The 26,665-nt window shown below is 73.3% G+C and carries 23 protein-coding genes; 20 read left to right on the forward strand and 3 right to left on the reverse strand.

What is annotated here, in order from left to right; genetic code table 11:
• Positions 1 to 100: 100 nt before the first annotated feature.
• Genes QUV83_RS13675 through QUV83_RS13685 form a run of 3 tightly spaced genes read left to right on the forward strand, consistent with a single transcriptional unit; the run spans position 101 to position 2,239 of the window.
• Positions 101 to 550 (forward strand): SAV_6107 family HEPN domain-containing protein, encoded by a 450-nt coding sequence (locus QUV83_RS13675; RefSeq protein WP_289565265.1) that lies wholly within the window; start codon positions 101 to 103, stop codon positions 548 to 550.
• Entirely contained in the window at positions 547 to 1,914 is a 1,368-nt protein-coding gene (locus QUV83_RS13680; RefSeq protein WP_289565267.1) for a DNA polymerase IV, read from the forward strand. Before QUV83_RS13675 ends, QUV83_RS13680 begins: the two co-directional genes overlap by 4 nt.
• Entirely contained in the window at positions 1,892 to 2,239 is a 348-nt protein-coding gene (locus QUV83_RS13685) for a DUF3040 domain-containing protein (RefSeq protein ID WP_354003946.1), read from the forward strand. The genes QUV83_RS13680 and QUV83_RS13685 overlap by 23 nt, the downstream gene beginning before the upstream one ends.
• A gap of 94 nt (positions 2,240 to 2,333) precedes the next feature.
• Here QUV83_RS13685 and QUV83_RS13690 read toward each other — a convergent pair whose 3' ends face one another.
• The 3 genes from QUV83_RS13690 to QUV83_RS13700 are packed head-to-tail and all read right to left on the reverse strand — an operon-like array spanning position 2,334 to position 6,864.
• Complete coding sequence (locus QUV83_RS13690; RefSeq protein ID WP_289565272.1) at positions 2,334 to 4,616, reverse strand: DUF3488 and transglutaminase-like domain-containing protein; 2,283 nt, start codon at positions 4,614 to 4,616, stop codon at positions 2,334 to 2,336.
• Positions 4,613 to 5,863, reverse strand: a complete 1,251-nt coding sequence (locus QUV83_RS13695) for a DUF58 domain-containing protein (RefSeq protein ID WP_289565275.1) — start codon at positions 5,861 to 5,863, stop codon at positions 4,613 to 4,615. The genes QUV83_RS13690 and QUV83_RS13695 overlap by 4 nt, the downstream gene beginning before the upstream one ends.
• Complete coding sequence (locus QUV83_RS13700; RefSeq protein WP_289565277.1) at positions 5,863 to 6,864, reverse strand: AAA family ATPase; 1,002 nt, start codon at positions 6,862 to 6,864, stop codon at positions 5,863 to 5,865. Before QUV83_RS13700 ends, QUV83_RS13695 begins: the two co-directional genes overlap by 1 nt.
• 426 nt (positions 6,865 to 7,290) lie before the next feature.
• Between QUV83_RS13700 and mraZ the strand changes: the two genes are divergently transcribed.
• The 17 genes from mraZ (at position 7,291) to QUV83_RS13790 (ending at position 26,648) form a co-directional block, all read left to right on the forward strand.
• Positions 7,291 to 7,761: a division/cell wall cluster transcriptional repressor MraZ gene (gene mraZ, locus QUV83_RS13705; RefSeq protein ID WP_436231923.1), complete on the forward strand. Its 471-nt coding sequence runs from the start codon at positions 7,291 to 7,293 to the stop codon at positions 7,759 to 7,761.
• Between the two features lie 195 nt (positions 7,762 to 7,956).
• Complete coding sequence (gene rsmH / locus QUV83_RS13710; protein WP_289565281.1) at positions 7,957 to 8,982, forward strand: 16S rRNA (cytosine(1402)-N(4))-methyltransferase RsmH; 1,026 nt, start codon at positions 7,957 to 7,959, stop codon at positions 8,980 to 8,982.
• A complete protein-coding gene (locus QUV83_RS13715; RefSeq protein WP_289565283.1) occupies positions 8,979 to 9,398 on the forward strand; it encodes a hypothetical protein in 420 nt (139 codons plus the stop codon). Before rsmH ends, QUV83_RS13715 begins: the two co-directional genes overlap by 4 nt.
• Before the next feature lie 407 nt (positions 9,399 to 9,805).
• On the forward strand, positions 9,806 to 11,485 hold the full coding sequence (locus QUV83_RS13720; protein ID WP_289565284.1) for a peptidoglycan D,D-transpeptidase FtsI family protein: 1,680 nt from the start codon (positions 9,806 to 9,808) through the stop codon (positions 11,483 to 11,485).
• 79 nt (positions 11,486 to 11,564) lie between these two features.
• Positions 11,565 to 13,148 (forward strand): UDP-N-acetylmuramoyl-L-alanyl-D-glutamate--2,6-diaminopimelate ligase, encoded by a 1,584-nt coding sequence (locus tag QUV83_RS13725; RefSeq protein WP_289565286.1) that lies wholly within the window; start codon positions 11,565 to 11,567, stop codon positions 13,146 to 13,148.
• Positions 13,145 to 14,608, forward strand: coding sequence for a UDP-N-acetylmuramoyl-tripeptide--D-alanyl-D-alanine ligase (locus QUV83_RS13730; RefSeq protein WP_289565288.1), 1,464 nt, complete (start codon positions 13,145 to 13,147; stop codon positions 14,606 to 14,608). Before QUV83_RS13725 ends, QUV83_RS13730 begins: the two co-directional genes overlap by 4 nt.
• Complete coding sequence (gene mraY, locus QUV83_RS13735) at positions 14,605 to 15,687, forward strand: phospho-N-acetylmuramoyl-pentapeptide-transferase (RefSeq protein ID WP_289565290.1); 1,083 nt, start codon at positions 14,605 to 14,607, stop codon at positions 15,685 to 15,687. The genes QUV83_RS13730 and mraY overlap by 4 nt, the downstream gene beginning before the upstream one ends.
• Positions 15,672 to 17,150, forward strand: a complete 1,479-nt coding sequence (gene murD, locus QUV83_RS13740) for a UDP-N-acetylmuramoyl-L-alanine--D-glutamate ligase (RefSeq protein ID WP_289565292.1) — start codon at positions 15,672 to 15,674, stop codon at positions 17,148 to 17,150. Before mraY ends, murD begins: the two co-directional genes overlap by 16 nt.
• 20 nt (positions 17,151 to 17,170) lie before the next feature.
• Complete coding sequence (gene ftsW, locus QUV83_RS13745; RefSeq protein WP_289565294.1) at positions 17,171 to 18,421, forward strand: putative lipid II flippase FtsW; 1,251 nt, start codon at positions 17,171 to 17,173, stop codon at positions 18,419 to 18,421.
• 52 nt (positions 18,422 to 18,473) lie between these two features.
• Entirely contained in the window at positions 18,474 to 21,080 is a 2,607-nt protein-coding gene (gene murC, locus QUV83_RS17675; RefSeq protein ID WP_354003947.1) for a UDP-N-acetylmuramate--L-alanine ligase, read from the forward strand.
• Positions 21,081 to 21,370: 290 nt separating this feature from the next.
• Positions 21,371 to 22,144 carry a cell division protein FtsQ/DivIB gene (locus QUV83_RS13760; protein WP_289565296.1) on the forward strand — a complete coding sequence of 258 codons (774 nt, stop codon included), beginning with the start codon at positions 21,371 to 21,373 and terminating at the stop codon, positions 22,142 to 22,144.
• A gap of 209 nt (positions 22,145 to 22,353) precedes the next feature.
• Positions 22,354 to 23,613, forward strand: a complete 1,260-nt coding sequence (gene ftsZ / locus QUV83_RS13765; protein WP_289565298.1) for a cell division protein FtsZ — start codon at positions 22,354 to 22,356, stop codon at positions 23,611 to 23,613.
• Between the two features lie 4 nt (positions 23,614 to 23,617).
• Positions 23,618 to 24,367 carry a peptidoglycan editing factor PgeF gene (pgeF, locus tag QUV83_RS13770; RefSeq protein ID WP_289565300.1) on the forward strand — a complete coding sequence of 250 codons (750 nt, stop codon included), beginning with the start codon at positions 23,618 to 23,620 and terminating at the stop codon, positions 24,365 to 24,367.
• A gap of 106 nt (positions 24,368 to 24,473) precedes the next feature.
• Entirely contained in the window at positions 24,474 to 24,941 is a 468-nt protein-coding gene (locus QUV83_RS13775; protein ID WP_066582137.1) for a cell division protein SepF, read from the forward strand.
• A gap of 3 nt (positions 24,942 to 24,944) precedes the next feature.
• Positions 24,945 to 25,229: a YggT family protein gene (locus QUV83_RS13780; RefSeq protein WP_289565303.1), complete on the forward strand. Its 285-nt coding sequence runs from the start codon at positions 24,945 to 24,947 to the stop codon at positions 25,227 to 25,229.
• Positions 25,230 to 25,407: 178 nt separating this feature from the next.
• Positions 25,408 to 26,076, forward strand: a complete 669-nt coding sequence (locus QUV83_RS13785) for a DivIVA domain-containing protein (RefSeq protein ID WP_289565305.1) — start codon at positions 25,408 to 25,410, stop codon at positions 26,074 to 26,076.
• A gap of 158 nt (positions 26,077 to 26,234) precedes the next feature.
• Complete coding sequence (locus QUV83_RS13790; RefSeq protein WP_436231922.1) at positions 26,235 to 26,648, forward strand: TraR/DksA family transcriptional regulator; 414 nt, start codon at positions 26,235 to 26,237, stop codon at positions 26,646 to 26,648.
• Positions 26,649 to 26,665 lie beyond the last annotated feature (17 nt).

Raw genomic sequence — 26,665 nt, forward strand, 5'->3', positions numbered from 1 at the left:
CCCCGAGCGGTCACGGGAAGCCACAGGACCACGGTACGGGTTGACGGGTATCGAACAGGTGTTCGATACTGAGTTGAGCAGAGAAGGAGGTGCGGCCGGGATGAACGCCATCCGATCCCATCTGTCGGGCGGTCTCGCGGGGCCGGCCGAGGGGCTGCTCCAGCGCGCGGACGCCGAGCTGCTGGCGGCGCAGTTCTCCTCCGAGCCGTGGGAGCGGCTCTCGCACGCCCATCTCGCCGCGGTCCGTGCGGGGGCGGCGCTGCTCGCGGCCCGCGGGCGTCCCGGTGGCCGCCGTGTGCCCCGGACAGTGTGGGAGATGCTCGACGCCGTGGCCCCCGAGGTGCAGCGTTGGAGCGGGTACTTCGCCGCTGGCGCGTCGCTTCGCTCGGCGGTCGAGGCTGGCCGGTTCGACATCGTGAGCCCCGCTCGGGCCGAGCAGGCCGTCTGCGCCGCCGAGGACTTCCTCGACGCTGTGCGCGCGCTCGTCGAGGCTGAGGCCGGGACCGCCGACGCGGCCGGCGCCTCCGTGCTGGCAGCGCGCGCGTCATGAGCCGCGGACCGCGCCCCAGCGGGCGCCGGGATTGGGGCGACGACGAGGACGGCGCGTCGATTCTGCACGTCGACATGGACGCGTTCTTCGCCTCGGTGGAGTTGGCGCGCCGACCGCACCTGCGCGGGCTGCCCGTCATTGTCGGCGGCGAGCAGCGCGGGGTGGTGCTTGCCGCCACCTACGAGGCGCGGGCGTATGGCGTCCACTCGGCCATGCCCATGGCGGTGGCGCGGCGGATGTGCCCGCAGGCCGTCATCGTCCCGCCCGACCACAGGGCGTATACGGCGGTCTCCGAGGGTGTGATGCGCGTGCTGCGGGACGTCACCACGCTGGTGGAGCAGGTGAGCGTCGACGAGGCGTTCTTGGACGTGGCCGGCGCGCGCCGTCGGCTGGGACCGCCGACCCACATCGCCGCGAAGATCCGCAGCGACGTGCGCGCCGAGTTCGGCATCACGTGCTCGGTGGGCATCGCCGCCACGAAGTTCGTCGCGAAGCTGGCCTCGGGGCACGCCAAGCCGGACGGTGTCCTGCTGGTGCCACGGGCGGCGACAGTCGACTATCTGCGCACGCTCCCGGTCGGCGCGCTGTGGGGTGTGGGTGAGGCGACCGAGGCGGCACTGGCCCGCTGGGGCGTCCGCACCGTCGCCGAGCTCGCCGACAGTGACGTCCAGACGATCCAGCGCGCAGTGGGCAGGGTCGCGGGCGCGCACCTGCACGACCTCGCCTGGGGGAGGGACCCGCGGCCCGTCCAGCCCGGTCGGGAGGAGAAGAGCATCGGGGCGGAGGAGACGTTCGACGTGGACGTCCACGACCTCTCGGTGGTGGAGGCCAAGGTGCTCGAGCTCGCCGATCGGTGCGCCGGGCGGCTGCGGTCGCATGCGCTCGTCGCGCGCACAGTGAGCCTCAAAGTCCGCACCTCGGACTTCCGCACTCTCACCCGGTCACGCACGCTCGCCACGCCCACCGACGTCGCGCGGGAGGTCTACCTGGCGGCCCGTGCCCTCCTCGCGGGCGTGGACCTGGGCGGTCTGCCTGTGCGCCTGGTCGGGGTGCGCGCTGAGGGGCTGAGCCCTGCCGCCTCGACGGTGCGACAGCCGACGCTCGAGGAGGCTGTGGCAGAGAACAGCACGGCCCGACGTGACGCGGAGCGGGCAATGGACCTGGTTCGAGGCCGTTTCGGGCGGTCCGCGATCGCCGCCGGATCGATTCCGCCCCCGCGGCGGCGGGACTCGACTACCGACTTCGTGTCCGGGGAACTATCCTTGTCGAAAGATGTCTCTACGGGGGAGTACGGGGGTAGTAATGCCTCTGTCCGAGTACGAGCAGCGCGTACTGGAACAGATGGAGCGACAGCTCACATCTGACGACCCCAGACTCGCGAACACTCTGGCATCGCGTGGCCGGCGGCCTGTGGGCCGTTACGTGCTCGCGAGCGCGGTCGCCGTCGCGGGTCTCTTGATGCTGGTCGCGGGAGCGGCCACGCGGCTCGCCTGGATCGGAGTCCTCGGCTTCGTCATCATGTTCGGCGCCGTGGCCTTCGGATTCTCCCAGGGATCCTCGAAGGACTCCGCGGGAGCCGCAACCGCCACGAAGGCGAAGTCGGCCAACGCCCCGCGCCGTCAGGCAGGGTTCATGACCCGCCTCGAGGAGCGCTGGCAGCACCGACGCGATCAGGGCGGCGGTCGCTGACCTCAGCGTCAGCGGTTGTCCCCGAGTGGCAGAGGCTGCCCCTTGGCGGCAGCGGTCGTCGCCGATTGGCAGCGGTCGTCGACGACCTCATCGATCAGACGTTCTTCGCCTCAGCCATCGTGTTGCCGTCGCTCGAGAGGTTCGCGGTCACGCCCTCAAGCACCTCATGCGCCCACCGGCGCACGTCCTCGTCCGAGTCCTGTGCCGGGTCAGGGGCGTAACGGCCCCGCTCGACAGCGTCGGTGAGCCGGGTCAGGGCCTCGTCGGCGGCGGCGTCGAGGGGCTCCCCGCGCAACTCCTCCGCGCGCGCGCGGATCACGGCCGCGGCCTGGCGGGGCGTTCGCGCATCCGACCAGGTGATCGGCACGCGACGCAGCCGTCCGCGTAGCCACGTCCACGCGTCCTCGGCGGTGAGGTGCGCGACCCGCGCCGAGCGGCGGCGGATCATGACGACCGCGCCCAGCAGCAGCGCCAGCACGATGCCGGCGACGGGCGCCACCAACGCGCGGGGGATCTCGGACTCGTCCACGTCGGGGGCGGGCACCGCTGCCCGCGGCGCGGCGGTGCTGCTCGCGGTGGGGGCGGGGGCGGACGGGACCACGGGCGCGGCGGTCGGCGCGGTGGTCGCCGGCGTCACCACGAGCGGGTCGCTCCACCGCGGGGGCGTCCCCGTCTGCACGGCCGGTGTCGGCTCGAACCGCACCCAGCCGACGTTCGGGAAGTAGAGCTCGGGCCACGCGTGGGACTGCCGTCCGGTGATGACGTACTCGTCGTCGGCGGAGATGGTCCCGGGGAGGAAGCCCACGCCCACACGGGCGGGGATGCCGAGGGTGCGCGCCATGATCGCCATGGAGGTGGCGTACTGCACGCAGTACCCGCGCTTGCTCTCCAGGAAGTCCCACACCGAGTCCTCGGACGTCGCTGGCTCGACGCGGGTGTCATAGGCGAAGTTCTGCGGGTTGCGGAACCAGGTCTGCAGCGCCATCGCCTGTTCGAAGGCGCCGGTGGCGCCGGTGGTGACCTCGGTGGCGAGGGCGGCGACGTCCTGCGCATGGTCGGTGTCGGGAGTGGTCAGGTAGGGGTCGAGGGTGGGGCCGCTCGCCGCTGGCGCGGCGCGCAGGACGTCCGCTGTGAGCTCTGGCACCTGGACGGTCATCGAGTAGCCCATGCCGTTGCGCGTGCTCCGATCGCCCACCACCTCATCGTGCTCGGCGTCGTACAGCCACGGCCCGGAGACCTCCAGCGTGCGGGCGAACGTGCTGACCGGCAGTTTGTCCTCCCGGAGGCCGCCGACGATGACGTTCACCGCGGCGAGCATCCCCTCGGACGGGTCGGGCGCGCCGCCGTGCATGCGGGGGTCCGGGCTGAGGAGGGTGTCCGGATCCCAGTCCTCGAGCTCGGTGGGGTCGGAGTGCGCCCACGTCCGCCCGTCGAAGTCGCGCAGGGTGAAGGCGCGCAGCGGCCCGATCGTCTTCGCGTCGGCGAGGAGTGTCGGCCGGGCCAGGTCGGGCACGTCTGCCGCGGGGGCGCTGCCGGGCGCCTCCTCGACGGTGTAGCGCAGGACGACCTGCTCGGAGCGGGGGCCGAGGCTGTCGCGCATGTCCAGGGAGTCGTCGAGCCGGACCGGCCCCACGGAGCCTGAGCCCAGTCGGGGGAGCTCGAGCGCCGCCCAGCCTGGCACGGGGGCGAGCAGCGGGCCGACGACGATCGCGGCGACGACGACGCCCCCGGCCGCGGCGACGGTCCAGCCGGCACGCCGGGCGGCGCCGGGCCCGGCAGTGGAGGGCGCGGCGGAGAGTCCCAGCAGCAAGAGGTACGGCACGGCGGTGACCGCCAACGCCTGCCCGGAGGCCGGCGTGCCCAGGGCGATCCCCGGGATCCACACGATGAGCAGCACCAGGCCCGACCAAGCCGGGGCGCCGAGCCCGAGCGCGACGAGGTCCACGCCGAGGAAGAGCAGCGCCGCCCCGATCACCACCAGCAGCACGATGGGCCGCGACGACTGCAGGGGGATGAAGGAGGAGTTGACCAGGTCCAGCGCGACACGGGACATCGCGAGGAGCCGGTCGACGGACTCCGTGTCGGGGATGAGTTGCACGCGCCCGGGAGGGGCGCCGAACGTGATGAGGACGCCGGCGGTGGTCGCGAGGGCTCCGACGAGGGTGGGCGCCCACCAGCGGCGGGACAGCGCGCGCACCCCGGCCGTCAAGGCGGTGAGCAGCAGGACGACCAGGACGGCGGTTCCGAGCCACGGGCCCGGCGCGATGAGCTGCTGGACGGCGAGGAGGCCGCCGCATGTGGCGGCGCCGACCAGGGAGGAGGCGATCAGGCCGCGGCCGCCTCGCAGGGCCACGGACTCCTCGCGGGGGCCGCTCATGTGCGCGTTCCCAGCATCCGAGTCCAGCTCTCCGTGAGGTCGTCGCCGGGCTGCACAGGGCAGGCCCGCCAGCCGAGTCGGCGCAGATGGCTGATGGTCCGCTCGGCCTCGTGCCGCTCGTTGACGGACCAGGCCGGGTCGGAGCGGACCATGGCCCAGCCCTGGGCTCCTGTCGCGAGCTGGGCGAGGGCGGTGCGGGTGGGCTGGCTCAGCGGGCCCACGAGCGCCACGACGATCTCGCTGCCGCTGTGACTGCCGAGGTGCAGGCGCACTGCGGTGAGGAGCTGCTCCTCGGCGGCGGACGCATCGGGGGCCTGCACGTCGATCATCCGGTCGAGGAGCTCGGTGCGCGCCGTGTGGCCCGGACGGGCGTGGGCGCCGTCCGCCGAGCGGGCGTCGGGCTCGGAGGGCGGGCCGAGCAGCCGGACGGGGTGGCCCGCGTCGAGCATGGCCAGGGCCATCGACGTGCCGAGGGAGATGGTCCACTCGAGCGACTCGGCCTCTTGGGGCAGGTCGAGGAGCACCGTCACCGGGCGCATGCCGGCGCGCTCGTCAGAGCGGACGACGAGCTCGCCGCGGCGCGCGCTGCTGCGCCAGTGCACCCGCCGCAGGTCGTCGCCGAGCTGGTACTCCCGCAGCGCGGAGTCGTCCGTCGACGGGCTGCGGGCGCCGAGGGCGATCCGGTCGGGCTCGGCGACGAGGATCCCGCGCGGCGCCGGGAGCTGCGTCACGGCAGGCCAGACGGCGATGTCGGCCTGCTCGCCCAGCGCGGTGCTGGCCCGGACCACGCCGAACGGGTCGTAGCGGGTCACGGTGAGCGGTCCCAGTGCCCAGCGGCCGCGCCGGGCGGCGTGCACGGGGTACGCCAGGCCCACGGAGCGGTCGGTGCGTATGACCCGGGCGCGCAGCGGCCGCCCGCCGGAGAGCTCGGCGGACGCCTGCTCCCCGAGGCGCAGGCCGTTCAGGCGGACCCGGCCGGCGAGGTTGTCGGCGACGACCTCGACGCTGACCTGGGCGGGGGAGCCGGCGTGGACGGGGCTCGGCTGCACATGGCGGTGCACGCGCAGCCGGTGCCGACCGCGCCCGGGGTCGCGGAGCGCCGTCGCGGTGAACGAGCCGATCACCAGGAGGAGGGCCAGCGCGCCGATCTGCACCAGGTCGATGGCGCCGAGCCCGATGCCGAGCCCGACCGCGCTGGCCCCGGCGACGCTGAGGCCGGCGCCGCGGCGGGTCAGACGCGGACGCATCAGCCGGTCGCCCGCCGTTCGCGCGGGGCGACGCTCGTCGACGGCACGGGGGTGCGGGCCACGATGTCCTGGACGACGTCGCTCGTCGAGCGGCCGGAGAGCCGGGCCTCGGTGCTCGCGATCAGGCGGTGGGCGAGCACGGGCTCGGCGAGCTGCTGGACGTCGTCGGGGAGCACATGGTCGCGCCCGGACATCGCGGCGAGAGACTTGGCGGCGCGCAGCAGCTGGATCGAGGCGCGGGGGGAGGCTCCCAGCCGCAGGCCCTGGTCCTCGCGCGTGGCGGTCACCAGGTCGATCACGTACCTCTTGATCCCCGGCGCGGCGTAGAGCCGGCGCGCGGTGTTGACGTGGCGGGCGACCTGCGCGGCGTCGGTCACGGGGCGCAGCGCGGCGAGCGGGTCCGACGTCTCCTGCAGGTCGAGCATGTCGAGCTCGGCCTCGACGCTCGGGTAGCCGACGGTCAGCCGCGCCATGAAGCGGTCGCGCTGCGCCTCGGGCAGGGGGTAGGTCCCCTCCATCTCGACGGGGTTCTGGGTCGCGATGACGAGGAACGGGCGCGGCAGCGGGTAGGTCGACCCGTCGACTGTCGCCTGCGTCTCCTGCATGCACTCGAGGAGCGCGGACTGGGTCTTGGGGGAGGCGCGGTTGATCTCGTCGCCGATGACGATGTGCGCGAACAGGGGGCCGGGCCGGAACTCGAACTCGTGGGTCTGGCTCCGGTAGATGTTGACGCCGGTGAGGTCGCTGGGCAGCAGGTCGGGCGTGAACTGGATGCGGCCCACGCTGCAGTCGATGGTGCGGGCCAGGGCCTTGGCCAGCGTCGTCTTGCCGACGCCGGGCACGTCCTCGAGCAGCAGGTGGCCCTCGGCGAGCAGCACGGCCACCGTGATCCCGACGATCTCGGACCGTCCGGTGACGACCGTCTCGATCCCCCCGCGGATCTGGTTGGTCGTCTCGACCAGCTCGGCGAGCTCCGAGGTCGAGGGCACAGCCTGAAGCATGGGGACTCCTTCGGCGGGTGGGGGCACGAGCCTACGTGCGGGCGCGCGCAGGACGTGCTCCGTCCAGGTGAATCTGACGAACGCGGTGCGGCGGGCCCCCACTTCCCCCCACGTTCCTCTTCGTCGCGGTGCGTGACCACTTGGAGGGCGCCCGGTTCCTCCGATTGCGGGTGGAGGAACCACCATAAACGGTCGCCGCTCGCCGCGTGTTCGTTCGGCGAGGCGTCTCGCCGGTGGCTGGCGCCGTCATTCCCCTCCACTCCGCCCCACCTCTCTGACCTGCGGTTTTGCTGGCAGCGACGGGTGAAACGCGCGACTTTGCGGTTGCGGGTGGAGGGAAGTGGAGTACCGTGGAGGCACTTGGTGAGGACTGGATGAGAGACGTGGATCGCGAGCCGACGGGGAGCAGAGGGGGCGGCGGTGAGCATCGAGTCGACCTTCAGCGGCTTCGGCTCCTCAGCGCCCTTCCTTGGCACGTACACGCCCCGGCTCGACGACAAAGGGCGGCTGATCCTGCCGGCCAAGTTCCGTGCGCAGCTGGCGCCCGGGCTGGTCATGACGCGCGGGCAGGAGCGCTGCCTCTTCTTGCTGCCGATGGACGAGTTCCGGCGCATGCACGACCAGATCCGGCAGGCGCCGGTGACGAGCAAGCAGGCCCGGGACTACCTGCGCGTGTTCCTGTCCGGGGCCAGCGACGAGCTTCCCGACAAGCAGGGGCGGATCTCCATCCCGCCGATGCTGCGCACCTACGCCGGCCTCGACCGGGACGTCGCCGTGATCGGCGCCGGCTCGCGCGTCGAGGTGTGGGACCTCGGCGCCTGGGAGGCGTACCTCGCTGAGCAAGAGGCCGGGTACGCCGAGACCGCCGAGGAGGTGTTCCCGAACGGCCCCTTCTGACCACGACGACCCCGTACCCCCGGCTCACAGGCCGCCCGATGAGATCTCCTCCCGTCTTCTCTGTCGCACTTCCCCGCGACAGAGGGCCGGTGGGGGATCTGGTCGGACGGCGGAGGGGCCGCCCGACCACCACTCACAGGGGCTCCAGGTAGACGTGGGAGCCGGCACAGCCAGACGACGCGAGAGGAGACGGCCATGGAGCAGCACGACGACGGACAGCCGCTCGACGACGCATCGACACGGCACACGCCAGTGATGCTGGAGCGCTGCCTCGAGCTGCTCGCCCCGGCTCTCGAGGCGCCGGGGGCCGTGATGGTCGACTCGACGCTCGGCATGGGCGGGCACACCGAGGCGGTGCTGGCCCGGTTCCCCGACGTGCGCGTGATCGGCCTGGACCGCGACCCGCAGGCGCTCGCGCTCGCCAGCCGCCGGCTCGCGGTTTTCGGCGACCGCTTCACCCCCGTGCACGCGATCTACGACGAGATCAACGAGGTGCTGGCCTCCCTCGGCATTCCCGCCGTGCAGGGCGTCCTCATGGACCTCGGCGTGTCCTCGCTGCAGCTCGACGAGACAGAGCGCGGCTTCTCGTACTCCCAGGACGCCCCGCTGGACATGCGGATGGACTCCACACAGGGCCAGACCGCCGCCGACATCCTCAACACCTATGACGTGCGCGAGCTCACCCGGGTGCTGCGGGAGTACGGCGAGGAGCGGTTCGCGCAGCGGATCGCCCGGCGCATCGTGGCGCAGCGTGAGACGGCGCCGCTGACCCGCACCGGCGAGCTGGTCGACATCCTGCGGGCGAGCATCCCCGCGGCGACCCGCAAGACCGGCGGCAACCCCGCCAAGCGCACGTTCCAGGCGCTGCGCATCGAGGTGAACGGCGAGCTCGAGGTGCTGGAGCGGGCGCTCCCGGCATCGATCGAGGCGTTGGCGGTGGGCGGGCGCATCGTCGTCGAGGCCTACCACTCCCTTGAGGACCGGTTGGTCAAGCGGGCGCTCGCGGTCGGCGCGACGTCCAGCGCGCCCCCCGGGCTGCCGGTGGAGCCGGAGACGCACCGCCCGTTCCTGCGGCTCGTCACCCGTGGCGCCGAGGAGGCGGACGAGGCCGAGCGCGAGCGCAACCCGCGCTCCCAGTCGGTGCGGCTGCGCGCCGCCGAGCGGCTCCGAGACACACCTGACCACATGCGAGACCGAGGCGCATCGAGGAGATCGTCATGAGCGCACAGGCAGCGGCACGCGCCATCCCGCGCCCGGCACGGCCCGCGTCGCCGGCTCCGGCGAGCCAGCCCACCCCGCGGCTGCTGCTCGTCCGGGCCCCGGCCCAGGCGCGCACGAGGGCGCCCTTCGTGATCGCCTGCATGCTGATCCTCGTGGCGGCGCTGGTCACGGCGCTCCTGCTCAACACGACGATGGCGCGCGGCGCCTTCGAGAAGCAGGCGCTCGACACGGAGCTGTACCGGCTGGCGCAGAGCGAGCAGGACCTCGCCGCCCAGGTCGACCGCCTGCGCTCGCCTGAGCAGCTCGCGAGCGCGGCGCAGGCCCGCGGCATGGTCAAGGCCGAGAGCACGGCATGGCTGTTCCTGGCCGACGGCACGGTGCAGGGCGCGCCCGGGGAGGCAGGAGCCGGCGGATGACCGATCGAGGCAGGACACCGTCTGGGTCCCCGGCCGCCGGCCGAGGGGCCAGTCGGCCTGCCCCGAACCCGGCCGCGTCGCCACGGCAGGGCGCGGCGGCGCCTCGTGCGGCGTCACCGCGCACGGCGTCACCCCGTGCGGCCTCGCCGCGCCCGACGCCGGCGTCTGCGACCTCTGAACGAGCGCCGCGCGACGCCGCTCGCCGTGGCGACGCGCCGCGTCGTACCCGGTCCGCATCACCGCGGACTGCGGGCGGCACGAAGCCCGTGCGCGCGCGCACGCCCGCCCAGGGCGCCCGGACCGGCCGTCCGTCGGGGCCGCTCGGACCTCGCAAGCCTCGGACGCCGCGTGGCCCGCAAGGCCCGCGGACCGGCGACCCGCGCCGGAGGCAGGCCTTCCTCACCGTGATGGTGTTGGCGGTCCTCACCGTGTTCGCGGGGCGGCTCGTCTACGTGCAGGGCATCCAGGGCGAGGCGGTGGCCCAGGAGGCGCTGCAGCAGCGGCTCGGGCGCGACTCGAGCCTCGCGGTGCGCGGCCAGATCACCGACGCCAAGGGCGACATCCTGGCGCGCTCGGTGGAGCGGTACACGTTGGCGGTGAACCAGCTCGACCTAGCCGAGTGGACGGTGCCCCGCTCGGACCCGAAGACCGGTGGGCCGTCGGCCGCAGCCGAGCGGCTCGCCCCGCTGCTGGACATGAACGCCGCCGAGCTGGGCGCGCTCCTCACCGGGGAGAGCACCTGGAAGGTCATCAAGAAGGGCCTGCTCCCCGAGCAGATGCGGGACATCAAGAAGCTGGCGATCGGCGGGGTGCAGTTCGAGCGCGTCCTGGACCGGGTGTACCCGAACGGGACCGTCGCGGGGAACCTGTTGGGCTGGGTCAATGCGGAGGGCGTGGGCGCGCAGGGGCTCGAGGCCGTGCTCGACGACCAGCTCACCGGCTCGGCGGGCACGTACGTCTGGGAGCGCGGGGGCGGCGGCCAGGCGATCCCTGGCGGGTATGAGGAGTCGACAGACGCTGTCGAGGGGGACACCGTCCAGCTCACCATCCGCAGCGACCTGCAGTGGAAGGCGCAGGAGGCGATCGACGCGCAGGTGGCCGCGACGGGCGCGGACAGCGGCTCGGTGATCGTCACGGACGTCGCCACGGGGGAGATCCTCGCCCTGGCGGACTCGGGGGCGCTGGACCCGAACAGCCCGAGCGGCGACCTCTCCGGCTCGCGCTCCATCTCCGGTGTGTTCGACCCGGGGTCGACCGCCAAGGTGATCACGATGGCGGCGGCGCTCGAGACCGGGCTGGTGGACCCGCTCACCCCCTTCGAGGTGCCGTACCAGTACACGACCGACAACAACCAGACGTTCAAGGACTCGCATGAGCACGCGGGGATGCGCCTGACGACCACCGGCGTGCTGGCGCAGTCGTCCAACACCGGCACGGTGATGATCGGCGAGAAGATCCCGCAGCAGGTGCGGCATGACTACCTGGCGAAGTTCGGCTTCGGCGAGAAGACGGGCATCGAGCTCCCCCAGGAGTCGCGCGGCATCCTGCACCCGTCGGACGAGTGGGACGGGCGCACCAAGTACGCCGTGCTCTTCGGTCAGGGCGTCTCGGTGACGGCGCTGCAGGCCACCCAGGTGTTCGCGACGATCGCCAACGGCGGGGTGCGGGTGCAGCCGCACCTCATCAAGGGCTGGACCTCCGCGGACGGGCAGTACACAGCCGCCGCGCCGGCCGCCTCGACACAGGTCGTCTCGAAGGAGACGGCCGACACCGTGCTGACCATGTTGGAGAGCGCCGTGGACGACGGGACGGGCTCCGCGGCCGCGATCCCCGGCTACCGGGTGGCCGGCAAGACGGGCACCGCCCAGTCCTTCAACCCGTCGGGGATCACCGCGTCGTTCATCGGCGTGGCTCCCGCCGACAACCCGCGCATCGCGGTCAGCGTGGTGCTGCACAACCCGCGCACGTCCGAGTGGGGCGGCACCGTCGCGGCGCCCGTCTTCCGGGACGTCACGCGCGACGCGCTGCTGGAGCTCGGCGTGGCCCCGAGCGGGGCGCCGGCGACGCTCTACGCGACGACGTGGTGACCCGTCGGGCGACCCCGGCCGAGCGCCGGGGCCGGGCTCAGCGCGCCGGGGTGGCGCCCGACCGGGGTAGATTCTCCCTATGACGTCCCCCCAGGGTCGGATGCGCCCGCAGCACCCCGCCACACACCGGGTCGTCGACCTCATCGACGTCTTCGGCCTGTCCGTCCAGGGCGTCGCCCCGGGCCCCGATGCCACCCTCAGCGGCGTCAGCGTCGCGAGCGGCGACGTGCGGCCCGGCGACCTGTTCGTGGCCCTGAGCGGCCTCAAGGTCCACGGGGCGACGTTCACGGCCCAGGCCGTCGAGGGCGGCGCCGTCGCGATCCTCACCGACCAGGCCGGCGTGGAACTCCTCGCCGCCGACCAGCCCCCGATCCCGATCCTCGTCGCCCCCGACCCGCGGTCGCTCGCGGGCCCGATCGCGGCGTGGGCGCATGACCATCCCGCGCAGGGCGTCGTCACCGTGGGCATCACCGGCACCAATGGGAAGACGACCACCAGCTACTTCGTCGACGCCGCGTTGCGCGCCCAGCACGCGAGCACCGGCGTGATGGGCACCGTCGAGCTGCGGATCGGCGCCGAGGCGATCGAGAGCCCTCGCACGACCGTGGAGGCGCCCGTGGTGCAGTCGATCCTCGCGCTGATGCGCGAGCGCGGCGCGACGGCCTGCACGATGGAGGTGTCGTCGCATGCGCTGGCCCTCGGGCGCGTCGGCGGGCTGGAGTTCGACGTGGTCGGCTTCACCAACCTGCAGCGCGACCACCTGGACTTCCACGGCGACATGGAGGGCTACTTCCGGGACAAGTCCCGGCTGTTCGCGCCCGGCCAGGCCCGTCGTGGCGTCGTCGTCGTGGACGACGTGTGGGGCCAGCGGCTCGCGGCCGAGGCGCAGATCCCCGTCGAGTCCGTCTCGACCCTCGTCGGGGCGCCGGTGGCGGAGACTGCCGACTGGGCGGTGACGTCCGCGGACATCGGCCTCGACGGCATCGGCTCGACCTTCACGCTGCGCGGCCCGGACGGCGTCGAGCACGCCGCGGCGAGCCCGCTGCCCGGCCGGGTCAACGTGTCAAACGCGGCGCTGGCCGTCGTCATCGCCCACCGTGCCGGCGTCGACCTGGCCACCGCCATCCACGCCGTGGGGCACGCGTCGGAGATCCCCGGCCGGATGGAGCGCGTCGTCGAGCGCGGGGCCGGCATGCCGCTGGGCCTGGTCGACTACGCGCACACCCCTGACGCGCTGGTGCTCGCGCTCGACGCGGTGCGCCCCATCACCCCGGGCCGGCTGATCCTGGTCTTCGGCTCCGACGGCGACCGCGACCAGGGCAAGCGCCCGCTCATGGGCGAGATCGCCGCGCGTCTGGCGGATGTGCTCGTCGTCACCGACGAGAACCCCCGCTCGGAGGACCCGGCAGTCATCCGCGCCGCGATCCTCGACGGGGTGCGCGGCGCGCGCCCCGACCTCGCCGACGTGCACGAGGCGACCAGCCGCAGCCAGGCCATCCACGACGCCTTCGAGATCGCGACGGAGCAGGACACCATCATCATCACGGGCAAGGGTCACGAGCCGACCCAGGAGATCGCCGGTGTGTTCCACCGGTACAACGACCGCGACGTGCTGCTGGCCGCGGCGCGGGCGCGGCGCGAGCTCGAGGGGCAGGACGCGTGATCGCTCTGACAGCGGCCGACATCGCGGCCGCCACCGGGGGAGAGCTGCGCCCCGCGTCGCTCGACCCCGCCACCGTCGTCAGCGGGCCCGTGGTGGTCGACTCCCGTGAGGTCCAGGAGGGCTCGCTGTTCGTGGCCCTGCCGGGCGAGCACGTGGACGGCCACGACTTCGCGGCCGCCGCCGTGCGGTCGGGCGCGGGGCTGGTGTTGGCGGCGCGCCCGCTGGCCACCCCCGAGGGCGAGCCGCTGCCGTGCGTCGTCGTGCCGGACGTGGAGCGGGCCCTGGGCGACTTGGCCCGCGCGGTGCTGGCCCGCCTGCGCGAGGCGTCCCTCGAGCCTGGCGGCGCCGGGCTGCAGGTGATCGGCGTGACCGGGTCGGTGGGCAAGACGACCACCAAGGACCTGCTCGCGCAGATCCTCGGCGCCGCGGGCCCGACGATCGCCCCCGCGCGGTCGTTCAACAACGAGATCGGCCTGCCCCTCACGGTGCTGCGCGCCGACGAGTCCACGCGCTTCCTGGTGCTTGAGATGGGCGCCAGCGGCATGGGGCACCTGACGTACCTCACCGACATCGCGCCGCCCGACGTGGCGGTGGTGCTCGTGGTGGGCACCGCGCACCTGGGGGAGTTCGGGGGCATCGAGGCGGTCGCCACGGCGAAGGCCGAGATCGTCCAAGGGCTTGTGCCGGATGGCGTCGCGGTGCTCAACGCGGACGACTCGAGGGTGAGCGCCATGGCGGGCGTCGCGCCAGGGAAGGTCGTCACGTTCGGCTTCTCGGCGGCGGCCGACGTGCGGGCCCGCGACTTGCGGATCGACCGCGCCGGCCGGGCGTCCTTCACGCTGCAGGCGCCGGGCGCCGACGGGGTCATCGGCCAGGCGCCCGTCTCGCTGCGACTGGTCGGCGAGCACCACGCGAACAACGCGATCGCCGCCGCGGCGGCCGCGATGCAGGTGGGGCTCGGGCTCTCCGAGGTCGCGGCGTCGCTGAGCGGCGCGGAGGCGCTCAGCCCGCACCGCATGCACGTGGTGGACCGGCCCGACGGCGTCACCGTCATCGACGACTCCTACAACGCGAACCCCGACTCGATGCAGGCGGCCCTCAAGGCCCTGGCAGTCGTCGCCGGGCGCGACAGGCGGTCCATCGCGGTGCTCGGGGAGATGCTCGAGCTCGGCGAGGACGCCCGGGAGGCGCATGACGCCATCGGGCGGCTCGCCGTGCGCCTCAACATCGGCCTCACGATCGCCGTGGGGGAGGGCGCGCGCCCGATCCGCGACGGCGCCAACCGCGAGGGGTCGTGGGGCGACGAGATCGCCGTGGCCGACGACATCGACGCCGCCGCGCGGTTCCTCGACGAGGAGCTGCGCGCCGGGGACGTCGTGCTGGTGAAGTCCTCGTACGGCGCGGGGCTCTGGCGGCTGGGCGACCGGCTCATCGCCGGCGGGCAGGAGGCCGCGTCATGAGGGCAGTCCTCATCTCCGGCGGCCTGTCGATGCTCATCGCGCTGCTCGGCACACCCCTGTTCATCCGGTTCCTGGTCAAGAAGCAGTACGGCCAGTTCATCCGCCAGGACGGGCCCACCGCGCACTTCACCAAGCGCGGCACGCCCACGATGGGCGGGGTCGTCATCATCGGCGCCACGCTGCTGGGCTGGGGCGGGGGGCTGCTCGCGACGGGGCAGCTGCCCACGGTCTCGGCCATGCTCGTGCTGTACCTGATGACCGGCCTGGGCGTCGTGGGCTTCCTCGACGACTTCATCAAGATCTCCCGCCAACGCAGCCTCGGCCTCAAGGCGCGGTGGAAGTTCCTCGGCCAGGGCCTGGTCGGCGTGACCTTCGCGATCGCGGCCCTGCAGTTCCCCAACGAGGCGTTCCGCACCCCCGCGTCGACGAAGATCTCGTTCATCCGGGACACCAACCTCGACCTGGCGTTCGCTGGACTCACCCTCGGCATGGTGCTGTTCGTCATCTGGGCGAACTTCCTCATCACCGCCTGGTCCAACGCCGTCAACCTCACCGACGGGCTGGACGGGCTCGCCACCGGCGTGTCGCTGATCGTCTTCGGCTCGTACGTGCTGGTCGGCGTGTGGCAGTTCAACCAGAGCTGCCAGTTCCTGGCCTCGGCCGGGCCGCGTTGCTACGAGGTCCGCGACCCGATGAGCCTGGCCGTGGTGGCCGCGTCGATCACCGGCGCCTGCTTCGGGTTCCTGTGGTGGAACGCGAGCCCCGCGCAGATCTTCATGGGGGACACCGGCTCGCTGGCCCTCGGCGGGGCGCTCGCCGGGCTGTCGATCCTGTCCCGCACGGAGATCCTCGCGGCGATCCTGGGCGGCTTGTTCGTGCTGATCGTGCTCTCCGACGTGATCCAGATCGGCTTCTTCAAGATGACCGGGAAACGGGTCTTCAAGATGGCGCCGCTACATCACCACTTCGAGTTGTCGGGGTGGGGCGAGGTCACGATCGTCATCCGCTTCTGGATCATCGCCGGGCTGTTCGTGGCCCTCGGCATCGGCATCTTCTACGCGGAGTGGGTGACGGGTTAGTGGCCCCCGGCGACGAGGGAGTGCTCAGCGCTGAGGCGCTCAGCGGCGCGCGAGTGCTCGTCGCCGGGCTCGGCGTCTCCGGCCGGGCGGCGCTCGAGGCGCTGACCTCGCTGGGCGCCGCGGTGACCACCGTCGACGAGCACGCCGAGCAGGCCGACGTGCGGGACGTCGCGGGATTCGTGGCCGATGGCGGGCTGGACGGAGTGGACCTGGTGGTCGCCTCGCCGGGGTGGCCGCCGTCGAACCCGCTGCTGGAAGGCGCCGTCGAGCGCGGCGTCCCGGTGTGGAGCGAGGTCGAGCTCGCGTGGCAGACCCGGGTGGGCCGGGCGGATGGCAGCGGCCCGGCGCCGTGGCTCGCGGTCACCGGCACGAACGGCAAGACGACCACCGTCGGCATGCTGGAGTCGATGCTCCGTGCCGGTGGCGAGCATGCGGTCGCCGCCGGGAACGTCGGCACGCCGCTGGTGCAGGTCGTCGCGGACCCGTCCGTCGACGTGGTCGCCGTCGAGCTCTCGAGCTTCCAGCTCCACTTCACGCACTCGATGTCGGCGCAGGCCGCCGCGGTGCTCAACGTGGCCCCCGACCACCTCGACTGGCATGGCTCCCTGGAGGCGTATGCCGCCGACAAGGGGCGGGTGTACGAGCGCGCCCAGGTCGCCTGCGTTTACAACCTGGCCGACCCGCTCACCGAGCACCTGGTCCGCGAGGCCGACGTGGAGGAGGGCGCCCGCGCCATCGGCGTCACGCTCGGCACCCCGGGCGTCGGCCAGCTCGGCGTGGTCGAGGACGTGCTGGTGGACCGGGGGTTCACGCCGCAGCGCCACACCCATGCCGCCGAGCTGGGCACGTTGGCGGATCTGGCGCATCTGGGCGGCGCGGACGGCGTGCCACCGCATGTCGTCCAGGACGCGCTCACCGCGGCGGCGCTGGCCCTGGCGCATGGCTGCCCGCCCGCCGCGGTCCGGGACGGACTGCGCGCGTTCGCTCCTGGCGAACATCGATCTCAGATGGTGGCGGAGGTGGACGGCATCCGCTGGGTCGACGACTCGAAGGCCACCAACGCGCACGCCGCCGCGGCGTCACTCGCCGGCTTCGCCCCCGGCAGCGTCGTCTGGATCGCCGGCGGCCTCGCCAAGGGCGCGAGGTTCGACGCGCTCGTGCAGGCGTGCAAGGACAGGCTCGCCGGCGTCGTGCTCATCGGCGTGGACCCGGAGCCGCTCGCGGGGGCGCTCGCCCGACACGCGCCAGAAGTTCCCGTCGCCCGCGTCGATCCCGGTGACACTGGGACGGTGATGACGCGTGCGGTCGAGGAGGCTCGCCGGCTCGCCGCCTCGGTGCGGCCCGGGCCAGCGAGCGTCCTGCTCGCGCCCGCCAGCGCGTCGATGGACCAGTTCCGCTCCTACGCCGAGCGGGGAGAGTCATTCGCCGCGGCGGTGCGCGCCCTGAGCCCCGACGCGGGCTGAGCGCGGACATGGTGACGCCGATGCCACCTCGTTCGATCACGTCGCAGGCCGGGCCCGGCGAGCAACGCGACACGGCGGCGCCCACCGGCCGGCTCGGCGCGTGGAACAGCCCGGTCACCAGTTACTACGTGCTCACCGGCGCCACTGCCCTGCTGGTGGTGCTGGGACTGGTCATGGTGCTGTCCAGCTCGAGTGTGGAGTCGCTCGCGAAGGGGCGGTCGCCGTACGCGGAGTTCCTCAAGCAGGCACAGTTCGCGTTGATGGGCCTGCCGGTGCTGTGGGTCGCGTCGCGTGCGCCCGTGCGCTTCTACAAGGCGGCGGCCTGGCCGCTGCTGGGGATCGCCGCGGTGCTGCAGCTCGCGGTGTTCTCCCCGCTCGGCGCCGATGCCGTGGGCGGCAACCGGAACTGGATCGCCCTCGGGTCGTTCACGGCCCAGCCGAGCGAGGCGGTGAAGTTCGCGCTGTCGATCTGGCTGGGCGTCGTGCTCGCCCGCAAGCGGCCGCTGTTGCAGGAGTGGAAGCACGCGCTCATCCCGGTCGTGCCGGTCGGGGCGTTGATGATCGGGTTGGTCTTGATCGGACACGACCTGGGCACCGCGCTCGTGATGATGCTGCTGGTCGGCGGCGCGATGTTCGTCGCCGGGGTCCCGATGCGGATGTTCAGCGTGGCGGTGTCGTTGGCAGTCGTGGCGGCGGGCGTCCTGGCGATCTCCTCCAAGAACCGCGTGGCGCGCATCTTCTCGTGGCTGAGTGACGACTGCGACGTGACCAGCGACTGCTATCAGACCCTGCACGGCGGCTGGGGCCTGGCCACCGGCGGCTGGACGGGGATCGGGCTGGGCGCCAGCCGCGAGAAATGGTCGTACCTGCCCGAGGCGCACAACGACTTCATCTTCGCGATCATCGGCGAGGAGCTGGGCCTGATCGGCACGCTCCTGGTGCTCGGGTTGTTCGCGCTCATCGCGCTGGCCATGTTCCGGGTGATCCGCCGTCACAGCGACCCGTTCGTGCAGATCACGACGGGCGCCATCGTGTGCTGGGTGATCGGCCAGGCGCTGGTGAACATCGCGGTGGTGATCGGCCTCGCGCCGGTGATCGGCGTGCCGCTGCCACTCGTGTCGGCGGGCGGCTCGGCGCTGATCACAACGATGGGCGCGATCGGCGTGGTCATCTCGTTCGCGCGTGCCGAGCCCGGCGCCGCCGAGGCGCTCGCCGCCCGGCCCAGCGTGGTGCGACGCTCGCTCGCGGTGATCGGCCGGACGCGTGGGTGAGACCGTGGGGGACCGGCAGGACGAATCGACGGACGAAGGAGCTGTGGGGCGCGTGGGAAGTCGTGTGGGTGTGCGGTCGGTGCTGCTGGCAGGCGGTGGCACGGCGGGGCACGTCAACCCGTTGCTCGCTGTCGCGGAGGAGCTGCGCCGGCGCGATCCGCAGATCCGGCTGACGGTGCTGGGCACGGAGTCGGGCCTCGAGGCACGACTCGTCCCCGAGCGCGGCCTCCCGCTGGCCTTCGTGCCCCGTGTGCCGCTGCCCCGCCGCCCCACCGCCGAGTGGGCCATGCTGCCCGCGCGGCTGCGCGACGCGGTGCGCACCGCCGGCGAGGTGATCGACGAGACGGGCGCCCAGGTCGTCATCGGCTTCGGCGGCTACGTCTCCACGCCCGCCTACCTGGCCGCGCGCACCCGGCACGTGCCAGTTGTCGTCCACGAGCAGAACGCCCGCGCGGGCCTGGCGAACCGCCTGGGCTCGCGCTGGGCGGCGGACGTCGCGGTGACCTTCCCCGGCACCACGCTGCCGGGCGCCCAGGTCACCGGCCTGCCGCTGCGGCCGGAGATCGCGGCCCTCGTCGCCGATCGCGCACGTGACGCCGCGGCGACCCGGGTCGCCGCGGCCGAGCGGCTGGGACTGGACCCGGAGCGGGTCACGCTCGTGGTGACGGGCGGCTCATTGGGCGCGCTGAGCCTCAACCGGGCGATGACGCGCGTCGCCGCCGACCTGCTCGCCGCCGGGGTCCAGGTGCTGCACCTCGCTGGCGCGGGCAAGGCGGACGAGGTGCGCGAGGTCGTCGCCCCACTGCCCGGCGGCGAGCGCTACCACGTGCACGAGTACCTCTCGGAGATGCAGCATGCGCTGGCCGTCGCCGACGTCGTGGTCGGACGGTCCGGCGCCGGCACTGTCAGCGAGCTCGCCGCCCTGGGCCTGCCCGCCGTCTACGTGCCGCTGCCGGTGGGCAACGGCGAGCAGCGCCTCAATGCGGCGCCGGTGGTCGAGGCGGGTGGCGGGCTGCTCGTCGCCGACGCTGACCTGACCCCGGAATGGCTCGCCGAGCACCTGTTCCCGATGCTGGTCGGTGACGAGGCGGCGAGCCGGCGCGAGCGGATGGGCCAGGCCGCGGCCTCCGTCGGTGTGCGCGACGGCGCGGCACGTGTGGCGGACTTGGTCGAGGCGCATCTCCCGCCTGTCTCGGGTGGGGGGCTGGCCGACCTCGGCCGCGTGCACCTCATCGGCATCGGCGGGGCCGGGATGTCGGCTGTCGCCGGCTTGCTCGTGGCCGCGGGCGTGCCCGTGAGCGGCTCGGACGCGAAGGAGGGGCCCGCCCTCGAGGGCCTGCGCGCTGCCGGCGCGCAGGTGTGGGTCGGGCATGACGCCGCGCATGTGCAGGACGTCGACACGGTGGTCGTTTCCACGGCGGTGCGCGAGTCGAACCCGGAGCTGGCCCGGGCCCGTGAGCTGGGCTTGCGGGTGCTGCACCGCTCCGAGGCGCTGGCCGCCCTCATGGAGGGCCGGGAGGCCATCGCCGTCGCGGGCGCGCACGGCAAGACGACGACGTCGGCGATGATCGCCACCGCCCTGGTGCACGCCGGGCTGGACCCGTCGTTCGCCATCGGCGGCGACGTGCTGTCCGACGCGGGCCCCCTCGGCGGCAGCCGGACAGGCGCGGGCCCGGCGTTCGTGGCCGAGGCCGACGAGTCCGACGGGTCCTTCCTCGCCTACGCCCCCCGCATCGCCGTCGTCACCAACGTCGAGCCGGACCACCTGGACCACTACGGCACCCGTGAGGCCTTCGAGGAGGCGTTCGTCGCCTTCACCGCCCGGGTCCAGGACGGCGGGCTGCTGGTGGCGTGCGCCGACGACGCGGGCGCGGCCGAGTTGGTCGGCCGGGTGCGGGCGGGCCTCGCCAGCCGCGGGGTGGACGTCGTGACCTACGGCCGTGACGCGGGCGCCGACGTGGTCGTGGAGCCGCTGGGCGCCCACGACGGGATCTGGCAGGTCGGACTGCGCTCCTCTGACCCATCGATCGGCGACGCGGTGCTGCGCCTGACCGTTCCGGGCGAGCACAACGCGCTCAACGCCGCCGCCGCGTTCGTGGCGGCGCGCCGTGCGGGCGCCACGTCCACGCAGGCCGTCGAGGGGCTCGCCGGTTTCCGGGGGACCGGCCGCAGGTTCGAGGAGCGGGGCATGGCGGCCGGGGTCCGCGTCGTCGACGACTACGCCCACCACCCGACGGAGGTCGCCGCGCTGCTGCGCGCCGCGCGTACAGTCGTCGGGGACGGCCGGGTGCTCGTGGTCTTCCAGCCGCACCTCTACTCCCGCACCCGCACGTTCGCGGCCGAGTTCGGCCAGGCCCTCGACCTCGCGGACGTCGTGGTCGTGACAGACGTGTACGCGGCCCGCGAGGACCCGGACCCGGCGGTCACGGGCCGCCTCATCGTCGACGAGGTGCCGACCGCCGGGCGCGCGCAGTTCGTCCCCGACCGGCATGCGGCGGCCCGCGAGCTGGCCGCGCTGGCCCGCCCGGGAGACCTCGTGCTGACCGTCGGCGCCGGTGATGTGACCGAGCTGGCGCCCGTGGTGCTCGCCGTGCTCGCCGAGCGCGGCCCGGACCAGCCCGCCGCGCCTGGCGCGGGGAGCGGCCCGGAGGGCGCATGACGCCGCAGCGCCCGCGACCGCCGGTTCCGGGGCGCACCGCGCGTCCGGCCGCGCCGCGTGCGCCTGAGCGGCCGCGTCCGGCGCTGCCGTCGAAGCCGTCTGCCCCGAGGCCCGCCGAGCCCGGCGCCTCCACAGGCCAGACCCCCCAGGCCGAGCCGGCTGCTGGCGCTGGACGGCGCCCGGCCGCCGCCCGGGGCGCCGCGAGGCCGGCGTCGTCGACTGGCGCGCCGGCCCCAGGCGAGCCGAGTGTCACGACCTACACCGCGGGGCGCCGGGGCAACGCCCTGCCGGTGCGCCCGCCGGTCGTCTCGACGAGCTCGGCGGCCCGGTTCGCCGAACGCGCGCGGGCGCGGCGGAAGCTGGCGCGCCGTGACGTGCTGGTGGCCGTGGGGACGGTGGTCGGCGTGGGGGCGCTGGCGTGGCTGCTGCTCTGGTCGCCGGTGCTCCGGCTCGACCAGGCGAAGGTCACGGTGTCCGGGGCGGGCACTGTGGTGGCCGTGGACCAGGTCCGCGCCGTCGTGGCGGAGCGTGGCACGACGCCGCTGACGCGGCTGGACACCGTCGGGCTGCGCGAGGACGTGCTGGACGTGCCCGGGGTGCGTGAGGCGCAGGTCAGCCGGGCGTGGCCGCGTGGGCTGCACATCGAGCTGGTGTCGCGCGAGCCGGTGGCGGCGGTGCCCGAGGAGGCAGGGGCCGCCCCGGACGGCGGCGAGCCGGGGTTCGCGCTGGTGGACATGGACGGCGTGCAGGTCGGCAGGGTGGAGGCGGCGCCCGAGGGGCTGCCCGTCGTCCAGGTCCCGGTGGGCCAGCCGCGCACGCTCGAGGCCGTGCTGACGGTGCTGGAGGCGTTGCCCGTGGAGTTGCTGGCCGAGGTCGCCGAGGTCTCGGCGACCTCGCAGGACACCGTCACCATGGCGTTGCGGGACGGGGCGCGCGTGGACTGGGGGAGCGGGCAGGACACCTCGTTGAAGATCGCTGTGCTCAGCGCGCTGCGCTCGGCTCCGGAGAGCGCGGGGGCCAGCGTGTTCGACGTGTCGGCGCCCACGCTGCCGATCACGAAATGAGGGTGTGCTGGGCAGGCGGAAAACGCCGCGACCTGCGATCGTGGCCGACACGCGCGGCGTGGTCGTTGATCGCGGCCCCCGGCGCACATAACGTCACGAGATAGAGAATGTGACATAACTATAACCCTCTACTAGAGGGTGAAGGTTTGGCTTCGACGGTCACCCGCCGCAGCCATGCAGGTCCCGGCGCACAACGAGAGGCACCCACTGTGGCAGCTCCGCAGAACTACCTGGCGGTCATCAAGGTCGTCGGCATCGGTGGTGGGGGCGTCAACGCCGTCAACCGCATGATCGAGGTCGGCCTCAAGGGTGTCGAGTTCATCGCGATCAACACGGACGCCCAGGCTCTGCTGATGTCCGACGCCGACGTCAAGCTCGACGTCGGCCGCGAGCTCACCCGCGGGCTCGGCGCCGGCGCCGACCCCGAGGTCGGCAAGAAGGCCGCCGAGGACCACGCGGAGGAGATCGAGGACGTGCTCCGCGGCGCGGACATGGTCTTCGTCACCGCCGGCGAGGGCGGCGGCACCGGCACCGGCGGCGCGCCCGTCGTGGCCCGCATCGCCCGCTCGCTCGGCGCGCTGACCATCGGCGTCGTCACGCGCCCGTTCACGTTCGAGGGCCGCCGCCGCTCGGTGCAGGCCGACTCCGGCATCGACGCGCTGCGGGCCGAGGTCGACACGCTCATCGTCATCCCCAACGACCGGCTGCTGTCGATCTCCGACCGCTCGGTGTCGGTGCTCGACGCGTTCCACTCGGCCGACCAGGTGCTGCTCTCCGGTGTGCAGGGCATCACCGACCTCATCACCACCCCCGGCCTCATCAACCTCGACTTCGCCGACGTCAAGTCCGTCATGCAGGGCGCCGGGTCCGCCCTCATGGGGATCGGCTCGGCGCGCGGCGACGACCGCGCGGTGCAGGCTGCCGAGCTGGCGATCTCCTCGCCGCTGCTCGAGGCCAGCATCGACGGCGCCCACGGCGTGCTGCTGTCGATCCAGGGCGGCTCCGACCTCGGCCTGTTCGAGATCAACGAGGCCGCGCGCCTCGTGCAGGAGGCCGCGCACCCCGAGGCCAACATCATCTTCGGAGCGGTGATCGACGACGCCCTCGGCGACGAGGTGCGGGTCACCGTCATCGCCGCGGGCTTCGACGGCGGGGCTCCCGTGGTCCGGCGCGACAGCCGCGGCCTCGGCCAGGTCAGCGGGTCCTCCGCCGCGGCCACCCGGCACGTCCCGGCCGCCGCGCCCACCCACGCCGCCGCGCAGCCGCGTCCGGTCGACCCGGACGAGGACGTCGTCCGCGTCGGCTCGCCGCTGCGGCCCGTCGCGCCGGCGCCCGTGCCCACGTTCCTGGCCTCCGAGCCCGTCGCCCCGGCGCCCAGCACCGGGCAGCTCGCGGTCCCGCAGATCTTCGAGGAGGACCACTCGCGTCGCGCGAACGAGGAGCTGGACGTCCCCGACTTCCTCAAGTAGCCGGATGGGCCTCCCCGTCCTCGAGGCCGACCTCGGCCCGCGGGTGCGCGCCGGTTTCACCACCCGGGCCGGCGGCGTCTCCGGGGAGCCCTGGGGGACGCTGAACGTCGGCCTCTTCGTGGGGGACCGGCCCGCCGACGTCCGCGCCAACCGCGAGCTGGTGGGCCAGTGGGCGGGAGCCCCTGTCGTCTTCGGCGAGCAGGTGCACGGCGCGCGGGCGCTGGTGCTCGATGGGCCGCCCGCGACGGAGGACGGCTCGGCGGGGCGCGCTGACGCGCTGGTCGCGACCACGCCGCAGATCGCGGTGGGGGTGTACGTGGCCGACTGCGTCCCCCTGCTCCTGGCCGACGCCGACGCGGGGGTGGTCGCCGCCGTGCACGCCGGCCGCGCCGGGCTGGTCGCCGGGGTGGTGCGCGCCGCCGTCGACGCGATGCGCGCCCGCGGGGCGGCGCCGGACCGGCTGCGGGCGGTCGTCGGCCCGTCCATCGGCGGCCACTCGTACGAGGTGCCCGAGGCCATGCGCGCCGACGTCGCGGCAGCCGTCCCCGAGGCGTGGGCGGTGACGCGGTGGGGGACGCCCGGCGTCGACCTCGGCGCCGGGGTCGCAGCGGAGCTCGCCCGCGCGGGAGTGCGCCAGGTCACGCGCCTTTCGACGTGCACGTTCACCGACGAGCGGCTTTACTCTCACCGTCGCGCATCGGCGGCGGGCGTCGCCACCGGCAGGTTCGCCGGGGTGATCCGCCTCGTCAGATGAGGCAGGGGCAATCCGGACGGCCCGCGCGTGTCGCGGCAGGTCGGGGCGGGCGCCTTGCTAGCGTCGAAGAAGGGAATTGACAGTCCCGGGGGATGAGGAGACCGCGATGGCCGGAGCGCTGCGCAAGACGATGCTGTACCTCGGCCTCGCCGACGAACGAGGCGAGCACGAGGAGTACGTCGACGAGTACGACGAACTGGAGGCCACAGTGCCGCAGGAGTACGAGGCTCAGGTCACGCCGCTCCACCGGCCGACGGTGAAGGTCGCGCAGCCCGCGCCCGCCACCGGCGAGCTCCGGCGGATCACGACGATCCACCCGCGGGCCTACAACGACGCGCGCAAGATCGGCGAGGCGTTCCGCGAGGGCACGCCGGTGATCATGAACCTCTCCGACATGGACGACGCGGACGCCAAGCGCCTGGTCGACTTCTCGGCGGGTCTGATCTTCGGCTTGCACGGCGCCATCGAGCGGGTCACCAACAAGGTGTTCCTGCTCTCGCCCGCGCACGTCGAGGTCACCGGTGACGAGCAGCCCGCCGAGCCCGCCCCCGCGGGCTTCTTCAACCAGAGCTGACGCGTGAGGTTGATCGCCGACGTCCTCTATCTGGTCGTCCTCGTCTTCTTCCTGCTCCTGCTCGCGCGGCTGGTCCTCGACTGGGTGCAGTTCTTCGCCCGCGAGTGGCGGCCGAGCGGCGTCATGCTCGTCGTCGCCGAGGCGACCTACACGGTGACGGACCCGCCGCTGCGCGCGATCCGCCGGGTGGTCCCGCCCCTCTCGCTCGGGACGGTGCGCCTCGATCTGGCGTTCCTGATCCTGATGTTGGCGTGCTCTGTGCTCCTCTCCGTGCTGGGGTCGGTGTGATCCGGGTGAGCGTCGTCGACCCGTGCGCGCTCCACCGCCGCACGGGCGAGGAGGCTGCCCGAGGGGTGAGCAGTGCGTGGCGGGTCGCATGCGACCGCCTCAATGTCCGCTACCGTGAGCCGAGGTGGTCGGTGACTGCCCACCGGCTCAACCAAGTTCGACCGAAGAGGTGACGACGATGGCACTGCTGACAGCAGACGACGTCCTGAACAAGAAGTTCCAGGCGACGAAGTTCCGCGAGGGCTACGACCAGGACGAGGTCGATGACTTCCTCGACGAGGTCGTCAACACACTGCGCGACCTGCAGACCGAGAACGAGGACCTCAAGACGAAGCTCGCGGCAGCCGAGCGACGCATCGCCGAGCTCAGCCGTGCGGGCGCCCAGCAGGGCGCCCCGGCGCCGAAGCCCGAGCCCGCCCCCGAGCCGCAGCCCGCGCCCGCGCCGGCCGCCCCCGCCCCGGTGGCAGTCGCGCCCGTGAGCCCGCAGCGGCCCAACGAGCCCGAGTCGGCAACCGGCATGCTGGCCCTGGCGCAGAAGCTGCACGACGACTACGTGCGCAGCGGCCAGGAGGAGAGCGACCGGATCATCTCCGAGGCCAAGGCCCAGAGCACGCGCATCGTCCGCGAGGCCGAGGAGACGTCGTCCCGCACGCTCGGGCAGCTCGAGCAGGAGCGCTCGCTGCTGGAGCGCAAGATCGACGAGCTCCGCGTGTTCGAGCGGGACTACCGCACGCGCCTCAAGAGCTACCTGGAGAACCTGCTCGGCGACCTGGACAACAGGGGCAGCGCGCTGCCGCCGCGCAGTGGACAGAACGCGCAGCCCGGAGCGGCTTCGCGAGGCGTCTGACCTGCACTTTCGTTCCACAACACACCGTGCTGAGGCCCTGCCTCACGCGGTGTGTTGTGCGTTGTGTGCAACGCGCATAGTCTCGCGTGACTTCGACAGAGAGGGCGCGAGTGGCCATCAACGACTCACTCAGCAGGGGGACGACATCACAGGGGGAGTTGGATCTCGCGAAGGCGGTCCGGCTGTTCCCAGTGCGTGACGGTGAGAAGCCGTGGTCGGTCCGAGATGTGCGTGCTGTCGCCGACGAGCTCATGAGCGACGTCGCGCGACTTACCTCCGAGCTCTCGGCAGCAGACGCCGAGCTCTCGAACTTGTTGCGCAACTCCGGCGACGGGGCTGGCGACGACCAGGCGGACTCTGGCTCGAGCGCGCTCGAGCGAGAGCATGAGCTCACCCTGGTGAACAACACGCGTGACCTCCTGGCCCAGACGGCCCACGCCCTGGCCCGCATCAGCGCGGGCACGTTCGGGACGTGTGAGTCGTGTGGGAAGGCGATCGGCAAGGCGCGGGTGGAGGCATTCCCCCGCGCCACGCTGTGCGTGGAGTGCAAGCAGCGCGAGGAACGTCGATGAGCCACCCGTAGACTCCT

It is taken from the genome of Cellulomonas cellasea, assembly GCF_030372105.1.
Classification (GTDB): Bacteria; Actinomycetota; Actinomycetes; order Actinomycetales; family Cellulomonadaceae; genus Cellulomonas_A; species Cellulomonas_A cellasea_A.

Bases quoted from the DNA above. Each gene is read 5' to 3' on its own strand.
- QUV83_RS13675 (WP_289565265.1), top strand. From the start codon at position 101: ATGAACGCCATCCGATCCCATCTGTCGGGCGGTCTCGCGGGGCCGGCC.
- QUV83_RS13680 (WP_289565267.1), top strand. From the start codon at position 547: ATGAGCCGCGGACCGCGCCCCAGCGGGCGCCGGGATTGGGGCGACGAC.
- QUV83_RS13685 (WP_354003946.1), top strand. From the start codon at position 1,892: ATGGAGCGACAGCTCACATCTGACGACCCCAGACTCGCGAACACTCTG.
- QUV83_RS13690 (WP_289565272.1), bottom strand. From the start codon at position 4,616: ATGAGCGGCCCCCGCGAGGAGTCCGTGGCCCTGCGAGGCGGCCGCGGC.
- QUV83_RS13695 (WP_289565275.1), bottom strand. From the start codon at position 5,863: ATGCGTCCGCGTCTGACCCGCCGCGGCGCCGGCCTCAGCGTCGCCGGG.
- QUV83_RS13700 (WP_289565277.1), bottom strand. From the start codon at position 6,864: ATGCTTCAGGCTGTGCCCTCGACCTCGGAGCTCGCCGAGCTGGTCGAG.
- rsmH (WP_289565281.1), top strand. From the start codon at position 7,957: ATGGAGCAGCACGACGACGGACAGCCGCTCGACGACGCATCGACACGG.
- QUV83_RS13715 (WP_289565283.1), top strand. From the start codon at position 8,979: ATGAGCGCACAGGCAGCGGCACGCGCCATCCCGCGCCCGGCACGGCCC.
- QUV83_RS13720 (WP_289565284.1), top strand. From the start codon at position 9,806: ATGGTGTTGGCGGTCCTCACCGTGTTCGCGGGGCGGCTCGTCTACGTG.
- QUV83_RS13725 (WP_289565286.1), top strand. From the start codon at position 11,565: ATGACGTCCCCCCAGGGTCGGATGCGCCCGCAGCACCCCGCCACACAC.
- mraY (WP_289565290.1), top strand. From the start codon at position 14,605: ATGAGGGCAGTCCTCATCTCCGGCGGCCTGTCGATGCTCATCGCGCTG.
- ftsW (WP_289565294.1), top strand. From the start codon at position 17,171: ATGCCACCTCGTTCGATCACGTCGCAGGCCGGGCCCGGCGAGCAACGC.
- pgeF (WP_289565300.1), top strand. From the start codon at position 23,618: ATGGGCCTCCCCGTCCTCGAGGCCGACCTCGGCCCGCGGGTGCGCGCC.
- QUV83_RS13775 (WP_066582137.1), top strand. From the start codon at position 24,474: ATGGCCGGAGCGCTGCGCAAGACGATGCTGTACCTCGGCCTCGCCGAC.
- QUV83_RS13785 (WP_289565305.1), top strand. From the start codon at position 25,408: ATGGCACTGCTGACAGCAGACGACGTCCTGAACAAGAAGTTCCAGGCG.